General features: G+C 71.6%; 13 protein-coding genes. 7 read left to right on the forward strand and 6 right to left on the reverse strand.

What is annotated here, in order from left to right; translation table 11 throughout:
• Window positions 1–164 precede the first annotated feature (164 nt).
• Window positions 165–2570, reverse strand: a complete 2406-nt coding sequence (gene lon, locus ABZS64_RS28480; RefSeq protein ID WP_355835595.1) for an endopeptidase La — start codon at window positions 2568–2570, stop codon at window positions 165–167.
• Window positions 2571–3139: 569 nt separating this feature from the next.
• On the opposite strand from lon, the gene ABZS64_RS28485 reads away from it, so the two are divergent.
• Both ABZS64_RS28485 and ABZS64_RS28490 read left to right on the forward strand, forming a co-directional pair.
• Window positions 3140–3343 carry a GNAT family N-acetyltransferase gene (locus tag ABZS64_RS28485; protein WP_355835598.1) on the forward strand — a complete coding sequence of 68 codons (204 nt, stop codon included), beginning with the start codon at window positions 3140–3142 and terminating at the stop codon, window positions 3341–3343.
• A gap of 111 nt (window positions 3344–3454) precedes the next feature.
• On the forward strand, window positions 3455–3991 hold the full coding sequence (locus ABZS64_RS28490; protein ID WP_355835602.1) for a protealysin inhibitor emfourin: 537 nt from the start codon (window positions 3455–3457) through the stop codon (window positions 3989–3991).
• On the opposite strand, the gene ABZS64_RS28495 is transcribed toward ABZS64_RS28490, so the two are convergent.
• Entirely contained in the window at window positions 3947–4825 is an 879-nt protein-coding gene (locus ABZS64_RS28495; protein WP_355835605.1) for a rhomboid-like protein, read from the reverse strand. The genes ABZS64_RS28490 and ABZS64_RS28495 overlap by 45 nt on opposite strands.
• A gap of 340 nt (window positions 4826–5165) precedes the next feature.
• On the opposite strand from ABZS64_RS28495, the gene ABZS64_RS28500 reads away from it, so the two are divergent.
• From ABZS64_RS28500 to ABZS64_RS28515, 4 genes are all read left to right on the forward strand, one after another.
• Window positions 5166–5846 (forward strand): spermidine synthase, encoded by a 681-nt coding sequence (locus ABZS64_RS28500; protein WP_355835751.1) that lies wholly within the window; start codon window positions 5166–5168, stop codon window positions 5844–5846.
• A 91-nt stretch (window positions 5847–5937) separates the two neighbouring features.
• Window positions 5938–6675: a response regulator transcription factor gene (locus ABZS64_RS28505; protein ID WP_355835608.1), complete on the forward strand. Its 738-nt coding sequence runs from the start codon at window positions 5938–5940 to the stop codon at window positions 6673–6675.
• Window positions 6676–6680: 5 nt separating this feature from the next.
• Window positions 6681–7808, forward strand: a complete 1128-nt coding sequence (locus ABZS64_RS28510) for a HAMP domain-containing sensor histidine kinase (RefSeq protein ID WP_355835754.1) — start codon at window positions 6681–6683, stop codon at window positions 7806–7808.
• A gap of 290 nt (window positions 7809–8098) precedes the next feature.
• A complete protein-coding gene (locus tag ABZS64_RS28515; RefSeq protein WP_355835611.1) occupies window positions 8099–11938 on the forward strand; it encodes a multifunctional oxoglutarate decarboxylase/oxoglutarate dehydrogenase thiamine pyrophosphate-binding subunit/dihydrolipoyllysine-residue succinyltransferase subunit in 3840 nt (1279 codons plus the stop codon).
• A 69-nt stretch (window positions 11939–12007) separates the two neighbouring features.
• Here the strand turns inward: ABZS64_RS28515 and ABZS64_RS28520 are convergent, their stop codons facing one another.
• The 4 genes from ABZS64_RS28520 to ABZS64_RS28535 all read right to left on the reverse strand — a co-directional run bounded on the left by ABZS64_RS28520 (window position 12008) and on the right by ABZS64_RS28535 (window position 18770).
• A complete protein-coding gene (locus ABZS64_RS28520; protein ID WP_355835614.1) occupies window positions 12008–15262 on the reverse strand; it encodes an SAV_2336 N-terminal domain-related protein in 3255 nt (1084 codons plus the stop codon).
• Window positions 15263–15266: 4 nt separating this feature from the next.
• Window positions 15267–16280, reverse strand: a complete 1014-nt coding sequence (locus tag ABZS64_RS28525) for an AAA family ATPase (protein WP_355835617.1) — start codon at window positions 16278–16280, stop codon at window positions 15267–15269.
• A gap of 91 nt (window positions 16281–16371) precedes the next feature.
• Window positions 16372–18366, reverse strand: coding sequence for a trypsin-like peptidase domain-containing protein (locus ABZS64_RS28530; protein ID WP_355835620.1), 1995 nt, complete (start codon window positions 18364–18366; stop codon window positions 16372–16374).
• The gene (locus ABZS64_RS28535) at window positions 18363–18770 is read right to left on the reverse strand and encodes a CU044_2847 family protein (RefSeq protein WP_355835623.1); all 408 of its coding nucleotides are present in this window, start codon (window positions 18768–18770) and stop codon (window positions 18363–18365) included. Before ABZS64_RS28535 ends, ABZS64_RS28530 begins: the two co-directional genes overlap by 4 nt.
• A gap of 157 nt (window positions 18771–18927) precedes the next feature.
• On the opposite strand from ABZS64_RS28535, the gene ABZS64_RS28540 reads away from it, so the two are divergent.
• A complete protein-coding gene (locus ABZS64_RS28540) occupies window positions 18928–19110 on the forward strand; it encodes a DUF6104 family protein (protein WP_014176503.1) in 183 nt (60 codons plus the stop codon).
• Window positions 19111–19189: the final 79 nt, after the last annotated feature.

Raw genomic sequence — 19189 nt, forward strand, 5'->3', positions numbered from 1 at the left:
GGGCCGTCGCCGTCCACCCCCGGACCCTGGAGACCTTCGACCAGATGGGCACGGTCGGCCCGATCCTCGAACACGGCCGCCCTCCCGTGCCCGAAGGGCTACGGGAGGTGCCCCCAGCACGCGAGCCCGGCAAGATCGGCCGGACAGGGCCTGGTGGAGCGCGGTCAGGCCGCGGCCTGCACCGGCACCTCCGCCGGAGAGAGCGCGATCTCCAGCACCTGGCGGACATCCGTCACCGGGTGCACCTCCAGCTTGTCGAGGATCTCGGCCGGGACGTCGTCCAGGTCCGCCTCGTTCCGCTTGGGGATCACGACCGTCGTGATGCCCGCCCGGTGCGCGGCGAGCAGCTTCTGCTTCAGACCGCCGATGGGCAGCACCCGTCCGGTCAGCGACACCTCACCGGTCATCGCCACATCCGTACGCACCAGGCGTCCGGAGAGCAGCGAGGCGAGCGCCGTCGTCATCGTGATGCCCGCGCTCGGGCCGTCCTTGGGGACCGCGCCCGCCGGGAAGTGGATGTGGGCGCCCCGGTCCTTGAGGTCGGCGACCGGCAGCTCGAGCTCCGCGCCGTGCGAGCGCAGGAAGCTCAGCGCGATCTGGGCGGACTCCTTCATCACGTCACCGAGCTGTCCGGTCAGCGTCAGTCCCGCCGCGCCCGTCTCCGGGTCGGCGAGCGACGCCTCGACGAACAGGACGTCGCCGCCCGCGCCGGTGACCGCGAGGCCGGTGGCCACACCGGGCACAGCGGTCCGGCGCTCGGCCGGGTCCTGTGCGGACTCGGGCACATGGTGCGGCCGCCCGATCAGACGGCGCAGCTGGTCCGCACCGATCGTGAACGGCAGCTCCTGGTCGCCCAGTTCGTGCTGGGCCGCGACCTTGCGCAGCAGCCGGGCCACCGAACGCTCCAGGTTACGGACGCCCGCCTCCCGGGTGTACTCGCCCGCGAGCTTGCGCAGCGCCGAGTCCTCGAGGACGACCTCGCCGGGCTCGAGGCCCGCCCGCTCCAGCTGGCGCGGCAACAGGTGGTCCCTGGCGATGACGACCTTCTCGTCCTCGGTGTAGCCGTCGAGCCTGACCAGCTCCATCCGGTCGAGCAGGGCCTCCGGGATGGCCTCCAGGACATTCGCGGTGGCCAGGAAGACGACATCGCTCAGGTCGAGTTCGACTTCCAGGTAGTGGTCGCGGAAGGTGTGGTTCTGCGCCGGGTCCAGGACTTCGAGCAGGGCGGCCGCCGGGTCGCCGCGGTAGTCGGAGCCGACCTTGTCGATCTCGTCGAGCAGGACGACCGGGTTCATCGAACCGGCCTCCTTGATCGCCCGTACGATCCGGCCGGGCAGCGCCCCCACGTACGTACGCCGGTGTCCGCGGATCTCCGCCTCGTCCCGTACGCCGCCGAGCGCGACGCGGACGAACTTCCGTCCCATGGCATGCGCCACGGACTCGCCGAGGGACGTCTTTCCCACGCCGGGCGGGCCGACGAGCGCCAGAACCGCGCCCCCGCGCCGCCCGCCGACCACGCCGAGCCCCCGGTCGGCGCGCCGCTTGCGCACCGCCAGGTATTCGGTGATCCGTTCCTTCACGTCCTGAAGACCCGAGTGTTCGGCGTCCAGGATCGCCTTGGCGCCCTGGATGTCGTACTCGTCCTCGGTCCGCTCGTTCCAGGGCAGTTCGAGGACGGTGTCGAGCCAGGTGCGGATCCAGGAGCCCTCGGGGCTCTGGTCACTGGACCGCTCCAGCTTCTCGACCTCCTTCAGGGCGGCTTCGCGCACCTTCTCGGGCAGGTCGGCGGCCTCGACGCGGGCCCGGTAGTCGTCGGACTCGTCCTCGCCGCTCTCGCCGTTGAGCTCGCGCAGCTCCTTGCGTACGGCTTCGAGCTGGCGGCGGAGCAGGAATTCGCGCTGCTGCTTGTCGACGCCCTCCTGGACGTCCTTGGCGATGGACTCGGCGACGTCCTGCTCGGCGAGGTGCTCGCGCAGCTGCTCGGTGGCGAGCTTGAGGCGGGCCACCGGCTCGGCGGTCTCCAGGAGTTCGATCTTCTGAGCCGTGGTCAGGAAGGGCGAGTAGCCGGAGTTGTCGGCGAGCTGCGAGACGTCGTCGATCTGCTGGACGCGATCGACGACCTGCCAGGCGCCGCGCTTCTTCAGCCAGTCGGTGGCGAGCGCCTTGTATTCCTTGACCAGCTCGGTGACCGAGCCGGGCAGCGGGTCGGGCACGATCTCCTCGATGCGCGAGCCCTCGACCCAGAGTGCGGCGCCCGGGCCCGTGGTCCCCGCGCCGATCCGCACCCGGCCGCGGCCGCGGATGAGCGCGCCGGGGTCGCCGTCGGACAGGCGGCCGACCTGCTCGACGGTCCCGAGCACGCCGGTCGCGGCGTACGTCCCGTCGACGCGCGGAACAAGCAGCACCGTCGGCTTGCTGGCACCACTGGAACGCGCGGCAGCCTGGGCGGCCTCCACCGCGGCCCGTACGTCGGTGTCGGACAGGTCGAGCGGCACCACCATTCCGGGCAGCACGACCTCGTCGTCGAGCGGCAGCACGGGCAAGGTGAGCGGTGTGGACGTCGAAGCCATGATCTCCCCTTCGGCAGTCAAGTTGAGCTGTATGGACTCAATGCATGAGCCCGCGGAGATGTTCCCCCGGGACCGTTCGCTCTCAGCGATCAGGCCGCGCACCGACAGCCGGAGTGGATGTAATGACCCCATGCAGAGTTCAGCTATTACTTCCGCGTGGGTCGAAGGCTGGGCGGTCAATCGTGGAACCGGGGCCCCGGTCCCCCAGCCCTGGGGCTACCGCATCGACGTCGGACTGCCCGGGCATGTCTTCCGCCATGTGCTCGCAGAGCCCGACGAGGCGATCGTGCGCAAGCTCGGCGAGGCGATCACCGAACCCGGCGCCTGGATGAAGCTCCTCGCACCACCGGAGACGGTGGCCGACTGGCTCCCGGCCGGCTGGACGCTGCCCGACGACCCCGGCTTCATGATGTTCACCGGGCTTCGCCGCCACGAGCCCGGGACGGCCCCCGAGGGCTACGCCCTCCACACGGAGACCCGCGACGGCGTCCTGCGGGTCCGCGTCCACGCCCCCGACGGCTCCCCTCGCCGCCCGCGGCCAGGTCGCCCCGACCGGCGCCACCGCGGTCGTGGACCAGGTGGAGACCGACCCGTCCCACCAGCGCCGGGGACTGGGCCGCCTGGTCATGCGTACGCTCGAAACCGCCGCGGCCGAGTCGGGCTCCACGACAGGCGTCCTGAGCGCGACCACCCAGGGCCTGGCGCTGTACGGCTCACTGGGCTGGCAGTTCCAGGGACCGCTCACCGGAATTGTCCGCGGCCCCGCCGACTGATCTTTTTCCGGGCGGGGACAGGTCGGGTCCTGCCATGTGCGGCTGCGGCATGCTGCAGTACGTGAAGCAGCTCTGGCATGTACTGGTGCGGTACGGACGGCAGGAGGGCGCGTGCGAAGGCTGAGGCGGGGCGGGTTCGGGGCGGCGGGGGTGCTGCTGGCTGTCCTGCTGGCGGCGGGGTGTACGTCTTCCGGGAGCGGGGACGGTGACGGCGGTTCGTCGCCGCCGGGGACCGGCCGCGGCGGTTCGTCGCCGCCGGGGACCGGCCCGGGGTCGGCCTCCGCTTCTTCCGCCCCGACAGCGACACCGACGACGCCCGCTGCCGCGCGCCCGCTGGTCGCCGTGACGGTCACCGGCGGCATCGCCGGCGTACACAACGAGCTCCTCGTCCGGGACGACGGCACCTACACCACGTCCACGAAGACCGGTCCCGGGGGCTCCGGCCGGATGACGCCCGCAGAGCTGACCGCGCTGCGCCGGGCCCTGGAGAAGGCGGACTTCGCACGGCTTCCCCGCGAGGCCACCGGCAGCCCGGTCGCGGACGGGTTCAGCTACCGGATCACGTACGCGGGCCACACCGTGACCACGGACGAGACGACGCGGCTACCCGCCCTGCGGGACGTATTCGCGGCGCTCCCCGAGGAGTGACCGGCGTCCGCCCCCGCGCCCGTGCGACCAGCGGCGTACGGCGGGCCAGCAGGCGACACCGGCCAGCAGGGCGAGCGGATGGCCCCAGTTGGTGAGCGGGTCCTCGAAGGCCAGCAGGTCCTGGACCTGCATCAGGACGACAAAGCCGAGCAGCGTCCCGCGGGGGACCGGGCCGAGCAGTCCGGCCAGGGCGCCGATGCTGGCCATCAGGCCGAAGCTGATGCCGTAGTCGAGCCGGTGCAGGGACGTGGCAGGCAGATGCCCGGCCACGACGGAGACGGCGACCGGTATCTCCGTGGCCAGGGTCGCCGCGACATGACCGGCGAGGAACACCCCGGCGGTGCGCCAGCCGCCTATGCGGCGCTCCAGCGCGGTGAGGGTGAAGAAGAAGGCGATGGCGTACGGGCTGGCGAGGCCGCCCGCGACCCACAGGGCGCTGGCGCCCAGAACGAGTAGCGGGGTGTGGGCCAAATGGGCGACATCGGTGCTGGAGCCCCGCAGCAGCGAGGAGACGGTGACGGGGTCTCCGTACTCCACGAAGAGCGAGGTCGCGAGCAGGACGAGGGCGTAGCAGAAGGTGAACGGCGTGCCGGTCGGCGTGGGCAGCAGCCGCAGCGCCTGGCGCCAGGCCGGCCGTCGTACAGCGGGCCGTCGCACAGAGGGGGCGGGCGCGGGCGCCAGGGCCGGCGCGGGCGCCAGAGCCGGTGCGGGCGCCAGAGCCGGTGCGGGCGGCGCGAGAGCGGGTGTCGCCGGTCGCGTCACCGTCCGCTGGGCCGGGATACCGCCCAGCAGCTTCTGGCCCGTGACCGGATCGCGCGTCGAAAGCTGGTCCACGCGTGAGGCCCCTCTCGTCCAAGCCCCCGAACGAACCCCCACCCAACGCGATCACCATGACCCCCGTCTATGACCTGCGCCACACGAGGCAACCTTTGCACCACCCCGAACGTCGTGCGCACGTCAGGCTGCGCTGACCAGCTGTGAATCCGCTGTGAATCCACTGAGGCGCGACTATGGAACGCGGCCCCAGCCACCCTGGCCCTAGCGGGTGTCTTTCGGATCGTGCCGGGCTCGCGTGCCCTGATCCCAAAAACCCCCTAACCATTTGTCCCTCTCGCCCCACCCCGACACCATGGCCACCGACACGCGTCCGCCCAGTCGCCCGGAGGTCACCGCCATGCCGCTTCATGCCGACGCACCCCTCACCCTCGACCGCCGTGAGGGGCCCCACGGGGAGGTCGTCCTGCGCCGGCGCGGCGAGCACCACGAGATCATCGCCAACGGGTGCTTCCTGATGGACACCTCCGACGGGCGCTCCGAGCGGCTGCTCGTCGACGCCGCGTACGACGCGCTGACCACGGGCAACGCCGCCCCCGCCCTCCTCATCGGCGGCCTCGGCGTCGGCTTCTCCCTCGCCCGCGCCGCCGCCAACCCCCACTGGCGTCATATCGCCGTCGTCGAGCGCGAGCAGGCGATCATCGACTGGCACCGCTCGGGTCCGCTCGCGCGGATCTCCGGCGACGCGCTCGCCGACCCTCGCAGCGTGATCCTGCACACGGACCTCGTCACGCATCTCCGCACGACCACGGACCGCTACGACGCCCTATGTCTGGACATCGACAACGGGCCCGACTGGACCGTCACCGACGACAACGAAAACCTCTACTCACCTACCGGACTCGCCGCCTGTCAGGGCAGGTTGAAGCCGGGCGGAGTGCTCGCCGTGTGGTCCGCACAGCCCTCCCCCGCATTTGAGGATGCGTTGCGGAATGTCGGATTCACCGGGGTTCGGACCGAAGAGATCCGGGTTGCCCGAGGCGTACCCGACGTGGTCCACCTCGCCGCTCGCCCTGCGTAGCCGGGACGCCGTCAAAGCCCTTACGCTGCTGACCTACACACGGGATCTACACCGGCATGCAGCTCGCGAGAACGCGTACAGGGGCGGGGCCATGGAGCAGACACACACCACGCACAACGGCGTCGCGGCCACGCCCGGCGCCCAGCGCCGGGTGCTGGTCGTCGAGGACGACTCGACGATCGTCGATGCCATCGCCGCCCGCCTGCGGGCCGAGGGCTTCCTCGTCCAGACGGCCGCGGACGGACCCGCCGCCGTCGACGCGGCCGAGGCCTGGCAACCCGACCTGATGGTGCTCGACGTGATGCTGCCGGGCTTCGACGGCCTGGAGGTCTGCCGCCGGGTCCAGGCCCAGCGCCCGGTCCCGGTGCTGATGCTCACGGCGCGCGACGACGAGACGGACATGCTCGTCGGCCTCGGCGTCGGCGCCGACGACTACATGACCAAGCCGTTCTCGATGCGGGAGCTGGCGGCACGCGTGCATGTGCTGCTGCGCCGTGTGGAGCGTGCCGCCCTCGCCGCGGTGACTCCGCGCAGCGGCATCCTGCGCCTCGGCGAGCTGGAGATCGACCACGCCCAGCGCCGGGTGCGGGTGCGCAGCGAGGACGTGCATCTCACACCGACCGAGTTCGACCTGCTGGTCTGCCTGGCCAACACCCCGCGCGCCGTCCTCTCCCGCGAGCAGCTGCTCGCCGAGGTGTGGGACTGGGCCGACGCGTCCGGCACCCGGACCGTCGACAGCCACATCAAGGCCCTGCGCCGCAAGATCGGCGCCGAGCGCATCCGTACCGTGCACGGTGTCGGCTACGCGCTGGAGACGCCGGCGCCATGAGCGCCATGAGACGGCGGCGGCCCTGGAACCGGCTGCTGCCCGGTCGCCATGGCTGGCGGAACTGGCTGCGTTCGGTATCCATCTCGATCTCGATCAAGACCAAGCTGGGCACGCTCGTCGTCGTCTCGGTCTTCATCACCACGGGCCTGCTGCTGGTCGCCGTGCGCACCCAGACCGAGCTGCGCTTCATCACCGTCTTCTCGGTGATCGCCACCCTGCTGATCACCCAGTTCGTGGCGCACGGTCTGACCGCCCCGCTGGACGAGATGAACACCGTCGCCAAGGGCATATCGCACGGCGACTACACCCGCCGGGTGCGTGGCGCCGACCGCCGTGACGAGCTCGGCGACCTGGCGTCCACCATCAACCGCATGGCCGACGATCTCGAGGCCGTGGACCAGCACCGCAAGGAGCTGGTGGCCAATGTCTCGCACGAGCTGCGCACCCCGATCGCCGCGCTGCGCGCCGTGCTGGAGAACGTCGTCGACGGGGTCTCCGCCGCCGACCCGGAGACGATGCGCACCGCGCTGAAGCAGACCGAGCGCCTGGGCCGACTGGTCGAGACGCTGCTGGATCTGTCCCGGCTCGACAACGGCGTCGTACCGCTGCGAGCCCGCCGCTTCGAGGTGTGGCCCTATCTCTCCGGGGTGCTGAAGGAGGCCAATCTGGCCGCCGCGCAGCGGGGTCTGACCTCGGGGTCCGGCCATCACACCCGTACTGACGTCCATCTGCATCTGGATGTGTCGCCGCCCGAGCTGACCGCGCACGCGGACGCCGAGCGTCTCCACCAGGTGGTGGCCAATCTGATCGACAACGCGGTCAAGCACTCGCCGCCGCACGGCCGCGTGACCGTACGGGCCCGGCGCGGCCCGCAGGCGGAGTCCCTCGACCTGGAAGTGGTCGACGAGGGCCCGGGCATCCCTGAGCCGGAGCGCCACCGGGTCTTCGAGCGCTTCAACCGCGGCACCATCATCGCTCCGCACGGCAAGGGGAGCGACGGCGGTACGGGCCTGGGCCTCGCGATCGCGCGCTGGGCGGTCGATCTTCACGGCGGGCGTATCGGGGTGGCCGAATCGTCCCGCGGCTGCCGCATTCTCGTGACCCTTCCGGGGATCCCGTCGGCACGCGGTTGACGTAGGGTTCGAACCGGAAGCGCGCATTCTGCGTGTACGCAGTGAGGGCGCGGCCGGAATCCGGCCAGTACGCCCTCCTGGGTGCGAGTCCATGGGTCGCAGCCGCGGTGAGTCATACCCGCGGTAAACCGGAACCGAGCTTGTTTCCCGCCATTCCCTGCCCCGAAACCCGCCGATCGGTGTGACTTGCGCGACGATGGCCCGCCCGGCCTGCACCTCTCGGCCAGGGAGGCGTAGCCTTTATTTCCGCTGTCCATCACCTTGTGAAGCGGAAGAGGGCGGTTGCCGCCGTGTCGTCTCAGTCCCCCAGTAACTCGAGCATCTCGACCGACCAAGGCGGGCAGGGTAAGAACCCTGCCGCCGCGTTCGGTCCCAATGAGTGGCTCGTCGACGAGATCTACCAGCAGTACCTCCAGGACCCGAATTCGGTCGACCGTGCCTGGTGGGACTTCTTCGCCGACTACAAGCCGGGCGGTGCGAATGCCGCCGCCGGGGCGAAGCCGGTCGCCGATGCCCCAGCCGCGGACGGCCAGGCCGCCGCACAGTCCGGCGCCGTAGCCGCGGGGGCTACGGGTGCCACCACCGCAGCCCCGGCCGCGCCCGCCGCACCGGCGGCCGCACAGCCCGTCGCCGCACCCGCCCAGGCCGCGCCCGCCGCACCGGCGAAGCCCGCGGCCCAGGCTCCCGCACCCGTGGCGCCGAAGCCCGCCGCCGCCAAGCCCGCCGCGGCTGCTGCCGGCAAGGCAGCCGAGCCGGCCACCGAGGGTCCGGAGATCGTGCCCCTGCGCGGCCCCGCCGCCGCGGTCGCGAAGAACATGAACGCCTCGCTGGAGGTGCCCACGGCCACGTCCGTGCGCGCCGTCCCGGTGAAGCTGCTCTTCGACAACCGCATCGTCATCAACAACCACCTCAAGCGCGCCCGCGGCGGGAAGGTCTCCTTCACGCACCTCATCGGGTACGCGATGGTGCAGGCCATCAAGGCCATGCCGTCGATGAACTGGTCCTTCGCGGAGAAGGACGGCAAGCCGGTCCTGGTGAAGCCGGAGCACGTCAACTTCGGTCTGGCCATCGACCTGGTGAAGCCGAACGGCGACCGCCAGCTGGTCGTCGCGGGCATCAAGAAGGCCGAGACCCTGAACTTCTTCGAGTTCTGGCAGGCCTACGAGGACATCGTCCGGCGCGCCCGCAACAACAAGCTGACGATGGACGACTTCACCGGCGTCACCGTCTCGCTGACCAACCCCGGCGGCCTCGGCACCGTCCACTCCGTGCCGCGTCTGATGCCCGGACAGTCGGTCATCATGGGCGTCGGCTCGATGGACTACCCGGCGGAGTTCCAGGGCACCTCCCAGGACACTCTGAACAAGCTGGGCATCGCCAAGGTGATGACCCTCACCAGCACGTACGACCACCGGGTCATCCAGGGCGCCGCCTCCGGCGAGTTCCTGCGGATCGTCGCCAACCTCCTCCTCGGTGAGGACGGCTTCTACGACGACATCTTCGAGGCGCTGCGCATCCCCTACGAGCCGGTCCGCTGGCTCAAGGACATCGACGCCTCGCACGACGACGACGTCACCAAGGCGGCGCGTGTCTTCGAGCTGATCCACTCCTACCGGGTCCGCGGCCATGTCATGGCCGACACCGACCCGCTGGAGTACCGCCAGCGCAAGCACCCCGACCTGGACATCACCGAGCACGGCCTCACGCTGTGGGACCTGGAGCGCGAGTTCGCCGTCGGCGGCTTCTCCGGCAAGTCCCTGATGAAGCTGCGCGACGTGCTCGGCGTGCTGCGCGACTCGTACTGCCGCACCACAGGCATCGAGTTCATGCACATCCAGGACCCCAAGCAGCGCAAGTGGATCCAGGACCGGGTCGAGCGCGGGCACACCAAGCCCGAGCGCGAGGAGCAGCTGCGGATCCTGCGCCGGCTGAACGCCGCGGAGGCCTTCGAGACCTTCCTGCAGACCAAGTACGTCGGCCAGAAGCGGTTCTCCCTGGAGGGCGGCGAGTCCGTCATTCCGCTGCTCGACGCGGTCATCGACTCGGCTGCCGAGTCCCGGCTCGACGAGGTCGTCATCGGCATGGCCCACCGCGGCCGCCTGAACGTCCTGGCGAACATCGTCGGCAAGTCGTACGCGCAGATCTTCCGGGAGTTCGAGGGCAACCTCGACCCGAAGTCGATGCACGGCTCCGGCGACGTGAAGTACCACCTGGGCGCCGATGGCACCTTCACCGGTCTCGACGGCGAGCAGATCAAGGTCTCGCTCGTCGCCAACCCCTCGCACCTGGAGGCGGTCGACCCGGTCCTGGAGGGTGTCGCCCGCGCAAAGCAGGACGTCATCAACAAGGGCGGTACGGACTTCACGGTCCTGCCGGTCGCCCTGCACGGTGACGCGGCCTTCGCGGGCCAGGGTGTCGTCGCCGAGACGCTGAACATGTCGCAGCTGCGCGGCTACCGCACCGGTGGCACGGTCCACATCGTCATCAACAACCAGGTCGGCTTCACCGCCGCCCCGGAGTCCTCGCGTTCGTCCATGTACGCGACCGACGTGGCCCGCATGATCGAGGCACCGATCTTCCATGTGAACGGTGACGACCCGGAGGCCGTGGTCCGCGTGGCGCGGCTCGCCTTCGAGTTCCGCCAGACGTTCAACAAGGACGTCGTGATCGACCTCATCTGCTACCGCCGCCGCGGTCACAACGAGGGCGACAACCCGCAGTTCACCAACCCGCAGATGTACAACCTGATCGACAAGAAGCGCTCGGTGCGCAAGCTCTACACCGAGTCGCTGATCGGTCGCGGCGACATCACGCTGGAAGAGGCGGAGCAGGCGCTCCAGGACTTCCAGGGCCAGCTGGAGAAGGTCTTCGCGGAGGTCCGCGAGGCCACCAGCCACCCGGCCCCGGCGCATGTCCCGGACGCGCAGGCCGAGTTCCCGGTGGCAGTCACCACCGCGGTCTCCCAGGAGGTCGTGAAGCGGATCGCCGAGTCCCAGGTCAACATCCCCGAGCGGATCAAGGTCCACCCGCGTCTGATGCCTCAGATGCAGCGCCGTGCGGCCTCGGTGGAGGACGGCACGATCGACTGGGGCATGGGCGAGACGCTCGCCATCGGCTCGCTGCTGATGGAGGGCACCCCGGTCCGTCTCTCCGGCCAGGACACCCGCCGTGGCACGTTCGGCCAGCGCCACGCGGTGCTGGTGGACCAGGAGACAGGCGAGGACTACACCCCGCTGCTGTACCTCTCCGAGGACCAGGCCCGCTACAACGTCTACGACTCGCTGCTCAGCGAGTACGCGGCGATGGGCTTCGAGTACGGCTACTCGCTGGCCCGCCCGGACGCGCTGGTCATGTGGGAGGCCCAGTTCGGTGACTTCGTCAATGGCGCGCAGACCGTCGTCGACGAGTTCATCTCCTCGGCCGAGCAGAAGTGGGGCCAGACCTCCGGCGTCACGCTGCTGCTGCCGCACGGCTACGAGGGCCAGGGCCCGGACCACAGCTCCGCCCGTCCTGAGCGTTTCCTGCAGATGTGCGCGCAGAACAACATGACGGTCGCCATGCCGACCCTGCCGTCGAACTACTTCCACCTGCTGCGCTGGCAGGTCCACAACCCGCACCACAAGCCGCTCATCGTTTTCACCCCGAAGTCGATGCTGCGTCTGAAGGCGGCGGCGTCGAAGGCGGAGGAGTTCATCAACGGCGGCTTCCGCCCGGTGATCGGCGACGACACCGTGGACCCGAACGCGGTCCGCAAGGTCGTCTTCTGCACCGGCAAGGTCTACTACGACCTGGAGGCCGAGCGTCAGAAGCGCGGCAACACGGACACGGCGTTCATCCGTCTCGAGCGTCTGTACCCGCTGCCGGGTGCCGAGCTACAGGCCGAGATCGCCAAGTTCCCGAACGCCGAGAAGTACCTCTGGGCGCAGGAGGAGCCGGCGAACCAGGGTGCGTGGCCGTTCATCGCGCTGAACCTGATCGACCACCTCGACCTGGCGGTCGGCGCGGACGTTCCGCACGGCGAGCGCCTGCGCCGCATCTCGCGGCCGCACGGCTCGTCCCCGGCGGTCGGTTCGGCCAAGCGCCACCAGGCCGAGCAGCAGCAGCTGGTCAACGAGGTCTTCGAGGCCTGACCGGTCGGTTGTACGTCACGGAGGGCCCGGCCCCGCGTTCAGCGCGCGGGGCCGGGCCCTCCGGGCTGTTCAGGCCCCTTCGAGCCGGGCGACTTCCTGCCGGATGAGACTGGCGGTCTGCGTGCGCGCCGCGCCCGCGGCGGACAGCAGGGACAGCACCGCCCGGTGCTCCTCCAGGGCGCGCCCGGGGCCCGCCGTGCGTTCCAGGCGGGCGACCCGCATCCACTGGGAGGCCGCCGCCCGCTCCAGCAGGTCGCCCGTGCCGGGCTGGGCGGCGGCCCGGCGGTAGTGGGCGGCCGCGTCCTGGAGTTTCGGGTGCGATGCGGTGCGCTGGGCCAGCAGGGCCGAGGCAAGAGCGCGGTACCACCAGGCGTAGGCGGCCAGTTCGGGATCGGCCGCCGCCCGGGCCGTGGCTCCGAGGGCCCAGTCAGCCTCGTGCAGATCGGCGACTGTTTCGTCGGCGCGGAAGCGCTCGATATAGGCGTGGCCCAACAGGGCCCGGCGGCGCGGGAGTTCCGGATCGGCCGCCGGTGTCTGCTCGATCGCGCCGCGCAGGGCTCGTACGGCCGCGTGGATGTCGGCCGAGGAGTGCTTGTCCACACCGCGCTCGGCCAGCTGCCTGCCGAGCGAGGTCAGGACCACGGCACGGCCGGGGTCGTGCCACGGCAGCAGCGGCACCGCCTCGGTCCAGGCCGCGATCGCCGAGTCGCGGTGCGCCCAGCCTCCCGTCGACGCGTACCGCTGCTCCAGGACACGGGCCATCCTCAGCAGGATGTCGGCCAGGGCGTCCTCGTCCTTGCCGACATGCTGGCGCGCCTGGTCCAGGGCCTGGAGGATGCGCAGCCTGTCGTCGTCGTCGGGGTTCTCGTGGGCGAATTCGATGGCGTCGGCGTAGTCCAGCCAGGCGCGGCAGAGCTGCGTCTGGCGGACCGTGTCCCAGTCGAGTCCGTCGATGCCCGCGTGCAGGTCCTCGTCGGCGCGCTGGGCGTAGGCGCGGGAGGCGATCCGGTCCTCCTCGTCGGCGGCCCTGGCGACGGGGCCCTCGCCGCGGTGGTGCCGGGCCAGGTCCAGCAGCAGCCCGCCCTCGACGAGCAGCGCGGACTCCGGGCGCTCGTCCGCCAGCAGCAGTTGTACGACGCTCAGCGCGGTCTGCGTGGTCTGGGTGAACCAGTCCTCGGGCCGGACCGGGCCGCGCAGCCCGTACGGGGCGCCTGTGACGGCCAGCCGCCGCAGCACCTGGATCCTGGCGCCTGCCGCGGCCTCTCTGAGCCCAGGCACGTCGTCGTACCGGGGCTCGCTGTCGGTCAGTTCGGCGAGGCCCGCGTCCGCGGTCGCCAGCAGGATCGACGCCACCAGGTGCACATCACCGGAGCCCTCGGCGGCCTGTACCCGTACCCACTCGGGCATCAGAAGGGTGCTCAGCCGGCCCGACTCCACCTCGTCGGCCATCGCTTCGAGCACCTGCGCCAGCGTCAGATGCGCCTGCGGCTTGCCGGTGAGCGCGTTCTGGGCGGCGTCCAGCGCCTCACGCAGGTCCTCGGGCAGCGGCCGCACGAGCCAGCGCCGCAGCAGGGCGCTGGCCAGCTCTCCGTAGAGCACGGCGCGTTCGGCGGTGCGCCGTTCGGCCTGGGTGGCCGAGCCGAGGAGCCTGATCGCCTCGTCGAGGTCGCGTACGGTGCCGTACTCCCCGAAATGCGCGAGACAGGCGCGGGCCCGCGCCACCAGGCCCGCGGGGCCGTCCTTGGGCAGTCCGCCGGGGGGCGCGGCGGGTTCGGGAACGCCGAGCCGCCGCAGCACCTGGGCCGACACCTGGGCGAAGGCCCACTGGCTGCGGCTGTCGGGGCTGCCGGGCGCCGACGGGTGCGGGTCCACCGAACCGGCGAGAAAGGCGGCGGCCATGGCCGGGAAGTTGCGCACCGTACGCCCGTACCGCGTCTCGACGTACTCGGAGCAGTGCTTGAGCACCAATGCCGCGCTGCTTGTGCCCAGTTGGCCGAGCAGCTCCTCGCGGACGCCGTCCAGGAAGGCATACGACGGGCCGCCCTCGTCCTCGGCCGGCCCGTCGTCGTCCCGCCGCAGCAGCCCGCTGAGCAGTACTTCCGCCAGTACGTCGGGGCCGCCGCGGACCAGCATGGCGCGCTGGACGAGCTGCATCACCGGGAGCACCAGCGGGACCGCCGACAGATAGACGGCGAGCTGGGCGGCCGCGGGCGAGGCGGTCCTGCGGAAGGCCCGGACGCGCTCGGCGGGTTCGATGTGGCGGGCCGTGCGGGACCGGGTCGCTGCGGGTTCGTGGCGGGCCCGCACCAGCGCGGCGGCGGCGTTCAGCGACTGCCCGGTCGCGCCGGCGACCAGCCGTGTCCAGGCGTCGAACGAGGAGCGGCGCAGGGCGAGCACCGGCACCGGTATGCCCCGGTCGAGGCTGTCCGGGACGGCCGGCCCTGGTCGTTTCGGGGTGAACTCCAGCCGTCCCGCCGGTCCTTCGCGCCGCCGCAGCAGCCCGGGCCGCGCGGGCAGATGCGTACGTCCCCACATCCGCTGCGGCAGCGGCTGCACGACGGCGACCGGCGCGGTCGACGCCCAGGTGTACAGCAGCCGCTGCATCCGGCCGCTGCGCCACATGGGTCCCGCGCAGTCGCTGAGCACCAGGGTCAGCTGCCGTCCGGTGGGGTCGCCGAGCTGGGCGGGCACGGGCGCGTCCTCGCGGAGACGGTGCACGGCGACCTCGCGGAACGCCCCCGCGCGTTCGCAGACCTGCCGCAGCTCCTCAAGTGCCGTGTCCCATACGACGTTCGACGAGGAGACGTCCATGACGAAGGCAAGGCGTGCCTCGCGCCGCCGGGCCGTGCGCAGCACGGGCACCACGAGGCCGGTGTCGGCGGCCCGGTCGGCCGTCGCGACCTCGTCGAGCTCACGGTGTACGGGGCGCATGGGCGGGCGGTACCGCTGCAGGGGCCGAAGCGCCCGCTGGAGTGCCGGGGCGTCCGGCAGCGCGGCGGCGGTCGGCACCGGAACCCGGCGCATACCGACGGCCGGTACGCCGCCGGGTGCACCCTCCGTCTGCGCGGGGCCGTACAGGTCGACGCGAGGGCTCGGCGCCGGTCCCGTGCGGAAGGGAGAGGGCGCGGGCGGCTGCGCCGCCTCAAGCGGCGGGCGGTCGGCGGGCTGTGTCCCGGCCCTCTCCTCGGGTATCGAGCCGGGCGGCCTGGACGGCGCGGGCGGCACATGGCGCGCCAGCCACAGCGCGTCCGCCAACTCCTCGGCCGTCGGCTTCAGTTCCGTCTCGCGCAGCCGGCCGACGAGCGCGGTCAGGGCGGGATTCACGACGTCACCGCTGCCGGGTGTCGAGGGGACGGATCAGCAGCTCGGCGATCTCCTCGCGCCGCCCCGCGTCCGCGCGAACCGCCTGCTGCGTGAGGTAGATGGCATTGAGCAGCTGGTCGGTGGGCCGCAGTTCGCCGTCGCCGTCCTCGCGGGTGAACTGCCCGATCAGATCGAGGTTCAGCTCGTCCGCCCCGGCCCCGAAGTGAGCCTGCACCATCGCGGCCAGCCGCTCGTCGCGCGGCGGGTCGAGGTGCAGATGGATACAGCGGCGCAGCAGCGGGGCCGGGAAGTCGCGCTCTCCGTTGCTGGTCATCACCACGAACGGGAAGGCGTGACAGCGCACCCGGCCGTCCCTGACGGGCACCCGGCGGCCGTCGTCGGTGAGCACCCGCACCTCGTCGTGGCCCGGCCGGTCGGCCATCCGCTCCAGCTCCGGAAGGGCGAACTCCCCTTCCTCCACCACATTCAGCAGGTCGTTCGGCAGATCGATGTCGCTCTTGTCGAGCTCGTCGATGAGCAGCACCCGGGGCCGCTCGGCGGGCAGCAGCGCGGTGCCCAGAGGCCCGAGCCTGATGTACCGGCCGATGTCGTCGGATCCCCGCTCGGAGCCGCGCTCGGCGAGCTGCGCGTCCTGGAGCCGTCCTATGGCGTCGTAGGTGTACAGGCCGTCCTTCAGCTCGGTGCGGCTGACGATGGGCCACTGAAGGACCCGGCCGAGTCCGAGTTCGTACGCGACGGAGTGCGCGAGCGTGGACTTGCCGGAGCCGGGCTCGCCCGTCACGAGGAGCGGACGCCGTAAGTACAGGGCGGCGTTGATGAGTTCCAGGGCTTCGGCGTCCTGGGCGGGCGGGGCCCCCACGCGCGCACCGAGCCGCCGCGTCGACGAACTGTCGATCGGCGGCGCCGGGTCGGGCAGCGGCACTCCGGAGAAGGCACGCCAGGGAGGCGGCGGGGGCAGTTGCCGGATCCGGGCGGGATCCGGTGCGCCGACGCCTCGGTAGATCAGCCAGTCGTCCATCGCTCGCTCCTCGGCGGCTGGTGGGAACCGTGACGGACCACGGGGGACATGTACCCACCGCCCCGCCCTCCCATAGCTTCGCGGCGGGCCCTCATGGGGAGTCCACCGGTCCGGAATCGTCGGCGGGCAGAGGGCGGCTCGGGTCGTCGTAGAGAATGGCCACCCCCTCCGCCCAGTGCCTGCTGTTCCTCGATCCGCTGATGTCGTCCCTGATACGGCGCAGCCGGTCGGGAAGCTCAATCGCGCCCCCGCTCTGGGCGATGAGCTGGGCCGCGCCCCGCTGCATCTCCTCGCAGAACTCCGTACAGCCGTGGTCGGGATGGCCGTCGGTGTGCCACAGTGCGATGCCGTGCCCAGCCTGCAGCGCCATGCCGATGGCCCGCCGTCCGACGCCGCTGCCTGCGGGACGGCACAGGACCGGCACGGCGGACGGCGGCATCTCCTCGAAGTGCCGGGGCCGCGGGACCTGCCGCTGCGGCGGAGTGCGGGTGGCGGTGAGCGCGCCGGCGGTCAGCGTCCCCTCCCAGCGGCGCTGCCAGACGGCGTCCGGTTTCCCTCGTCTCGCGAGATCACGCAGCACCACCATCCGCCGTACGCCGACATACGCCGGATGGTGCAGCCTGGCCATCTCGGTGAGCTGCCAGCGGTGCACGGCCGTGTCGAAATGGTCGGCGGGCAGGGCGACTTCGAGGGGCGCCGGGGCACCGGGCGAGTCCACGGAGGCGAAGACCTCCTCCAGCGGGCCGCGCAGTGACTGGACGATCTGCTCGGGCGGGACACCGTCGCCGGTCTGCTCCTCGTGCAGCGGTTCGTTCACGTCCTGGCCGTCGTCGACACGGATCCGCCAGTAGAGGCGGGTGGGCCGGGCGTCGCAGACCGGCTCCAGCTCGACGATGACGACGGCGCACCCCTCGCCCGGCCGCGGGTAGCGGACGACGATCCGGTCCTGACCGTCGGCCGTGCGCTGATGGACGAGCCCGGGCGGCAGCGTCGCCTGGGTGACCACGGTGTGCACGATTCGGGGCACTTCCTGGAGCCGCCGGGCCACCCAGTCGGCGAGCGCGACGGGGTCGCCGCCGCGGCTGCGCTCGTACTCCACGACCAGCTGGAGGTAGTGGAGCGCGGCGATGGCGGCCACGGGCTGCCCCGCCTCGTACAGCAGGCCGTGTCCGTCGCGCCAGGTGCGCGGCAGGAGCTGGCCGGGCGGCGCGGCGACGCCGCCGCGGGCCTTCCTGGCGAGTTCGACGACGGGCCGGATGGCGGCCGGCGGATGCACACCCGAGAGCAGGAACAGCGCCTCACGCCGGTCGCGCGGGCTCCACTGGTCGCCGCCGGCGTGCACTCCGGCGCCCGGCAGCTGGTGCTGGCGCTCGATCCAGTTGTGTCCCGTGACCTTCGGGGACTGGCCGTGCCAGCGGTCGTGCGCGGCCATGAGCGTCTCGTACGTGGGACCGAAGCGGCGCAGTGCGGTGGCCGCGATGGCCATGCCGCCGTCCCGGCCGGACCGCCGGGACTTGAGGACGCCGACGACGGCGCCGGTGTGGGCGTCGAGCACCGGTGATCCGGAGCCGCCCTTGGGGAACTCGGCCTCCGGCCGAAAGCGCATCCCGTAGTCGTCGTCGAAGCCGTTGATCCTGGCCCCGGCCTTCCAGCGCACGGCCCGCCGCGCGGTGCCTTCCTCCGGGGTCCCGGGGCGGTAGCCCTGGACGATCCCCCGGCCGCCGGGATAGTCGGTGCGGTCGGTGAGCCAGACGCACTCGTGCTCGACACCGTCCTCGACGAGGCGTACGAGGGCGAGATCCTGCTCGACGGGCACGCGCTGCTCGGCGCGCGGCTCCCCGTCGAGCAGCCAGCACGCGAGCCGGGCATCCAGCGGCTCGCCGTCGTTCAGCTCACTGCCGCACAGGCGGAAGGTCCTGGTCCGGTCGCCCTTGAGGTGTGGGGCGAGTACGTGTGCGCAGGTCAGGACCCAGCCGGGGGCGACGAAGAAGCCACTGCCCCATATGGCGGCGTCTTCGTGGGCGGATGTGAAGTGGACGGTGGCGGCGCGGGTGAGCGCGTCGATGACGGAGTCGGATTCACTCATGTCGTATGGGTGTCCGGCCGGCCTGGGGGCAGGCCTGCGGGCTGCCCCGTGGGCCGGCCTGTCGGCTCGTCCGTGGGCTGGTCCTTGAGCTGCCACGTGAGGGTGACCTGCACGGATGCCTTGGCCTCCCCCGCGGCCAGTACGGCGAGGGCGACGCCGGACTTGGCGGTCAGTTCGACGCCGAAGGTGACGCTCGCCTCGTCGGGTTCGGCGGCGGCCGCGGCTTCGAGGACGGAGGCGCCGACCTGGGTGATCAGCTGCTGGAGCTGCTGGACCTTGGCGGTGGCGTTCTCGACGAAGCCGACATCCTCGTCGTCCTCGCCGTACCCGCCGCCGGGACTGGACAGCCGGGCGAGCACGACGGCTCCCCCGGGCAGTTCGATCTGCTGGACGCGTCCGTTCACGGTTCCCCCCGTCGTTGCACGGCCAACTCACTCCAGTGTCACCGCACTTGGGCGCTGTGCGAATGGCGACGACGTTACTGGCCTGCGCGGTTGCAAGGGAGGGCCGGAAGTCGCCGTAACCTGAGGAGGTAGACCCCTTCCGTACCAGGAGCATGTCTTGTACTTCACCGATCGCGGCATCGAGGAGCTGGAGAAGCGGCGCGGCGAGGAGGAGATCACTTTCGAGTGGCTCGCCGAGCAGCTGCGCACGTTCGTCGACCTCAACCCGGACTTCGAGGTCCCGGTGGAGCGCCTGGCCACGTGGCTGGCGCGATTGGACGACGAGGACGAGGACGAGTAGGGCGCGCAGCGGCGCCTACGCCGCGGTGGCACGGGTGGACCTGGCCGCGTCGGGGGCTGGGCATGCGGGTCGGGGCTGC

It is taken from the genome of Streptomyces sp. NPDC005408 (assembly GCF_040606445.1).
Classification (GTDB): domain Bacteria; phylum Actinomycetota; class Actinomycetes; order Streptomycetales; family Streptomycetaceae; genus Streptomyces.

Excerpts from the sequence above, each read along its gene's own strand:
- lon (WP_355835595.1), bottom strand. The coding sequence starts at position 2,570 with ATGGCTTCGACGTCCACACCGCTCACCTTGCCCGTGCTGCCGCTCGAC.
- ABZS64_RS28500 (WP_355835751.1), top strand. The coding sequence starts at position 5,166 with ATGCCGCTTCATGCCGACGCACCCCTCACCCTCGACCGCCGTGAGGGG.
- ABZS64_RS28505 (WP_355835608.1), top strand. The coding sequence starts at position 5,938 with ATGGAGCAGACACACACCACGCACAACGGCGTCGCGGCCACGCCCGGC.
- ABZS64_RS28510 (WP_355835754.1), top strand. The coding sequence starts at position 6,681 with ATGAGACGGCGGCGGCCCTGGAACCGGCTGCTGCCCGGTCGCCATGGC.
- ABZS64_RS28525 (WP_355835617.1), bottom strand. The coding sequence starts at position 16,280 with ATGGACGACTGGCTGATCTACCGAGGCGTCGGCGCACCGGATCCCGCC.
- ABZS64_RS28530 (WP_355835620.1), bottom strand. The coding sequence starts at position 18,366 with ATGAGTGAATCCGACTCCGTCATCGACGCGCTCACCCGCGCCGCCACC.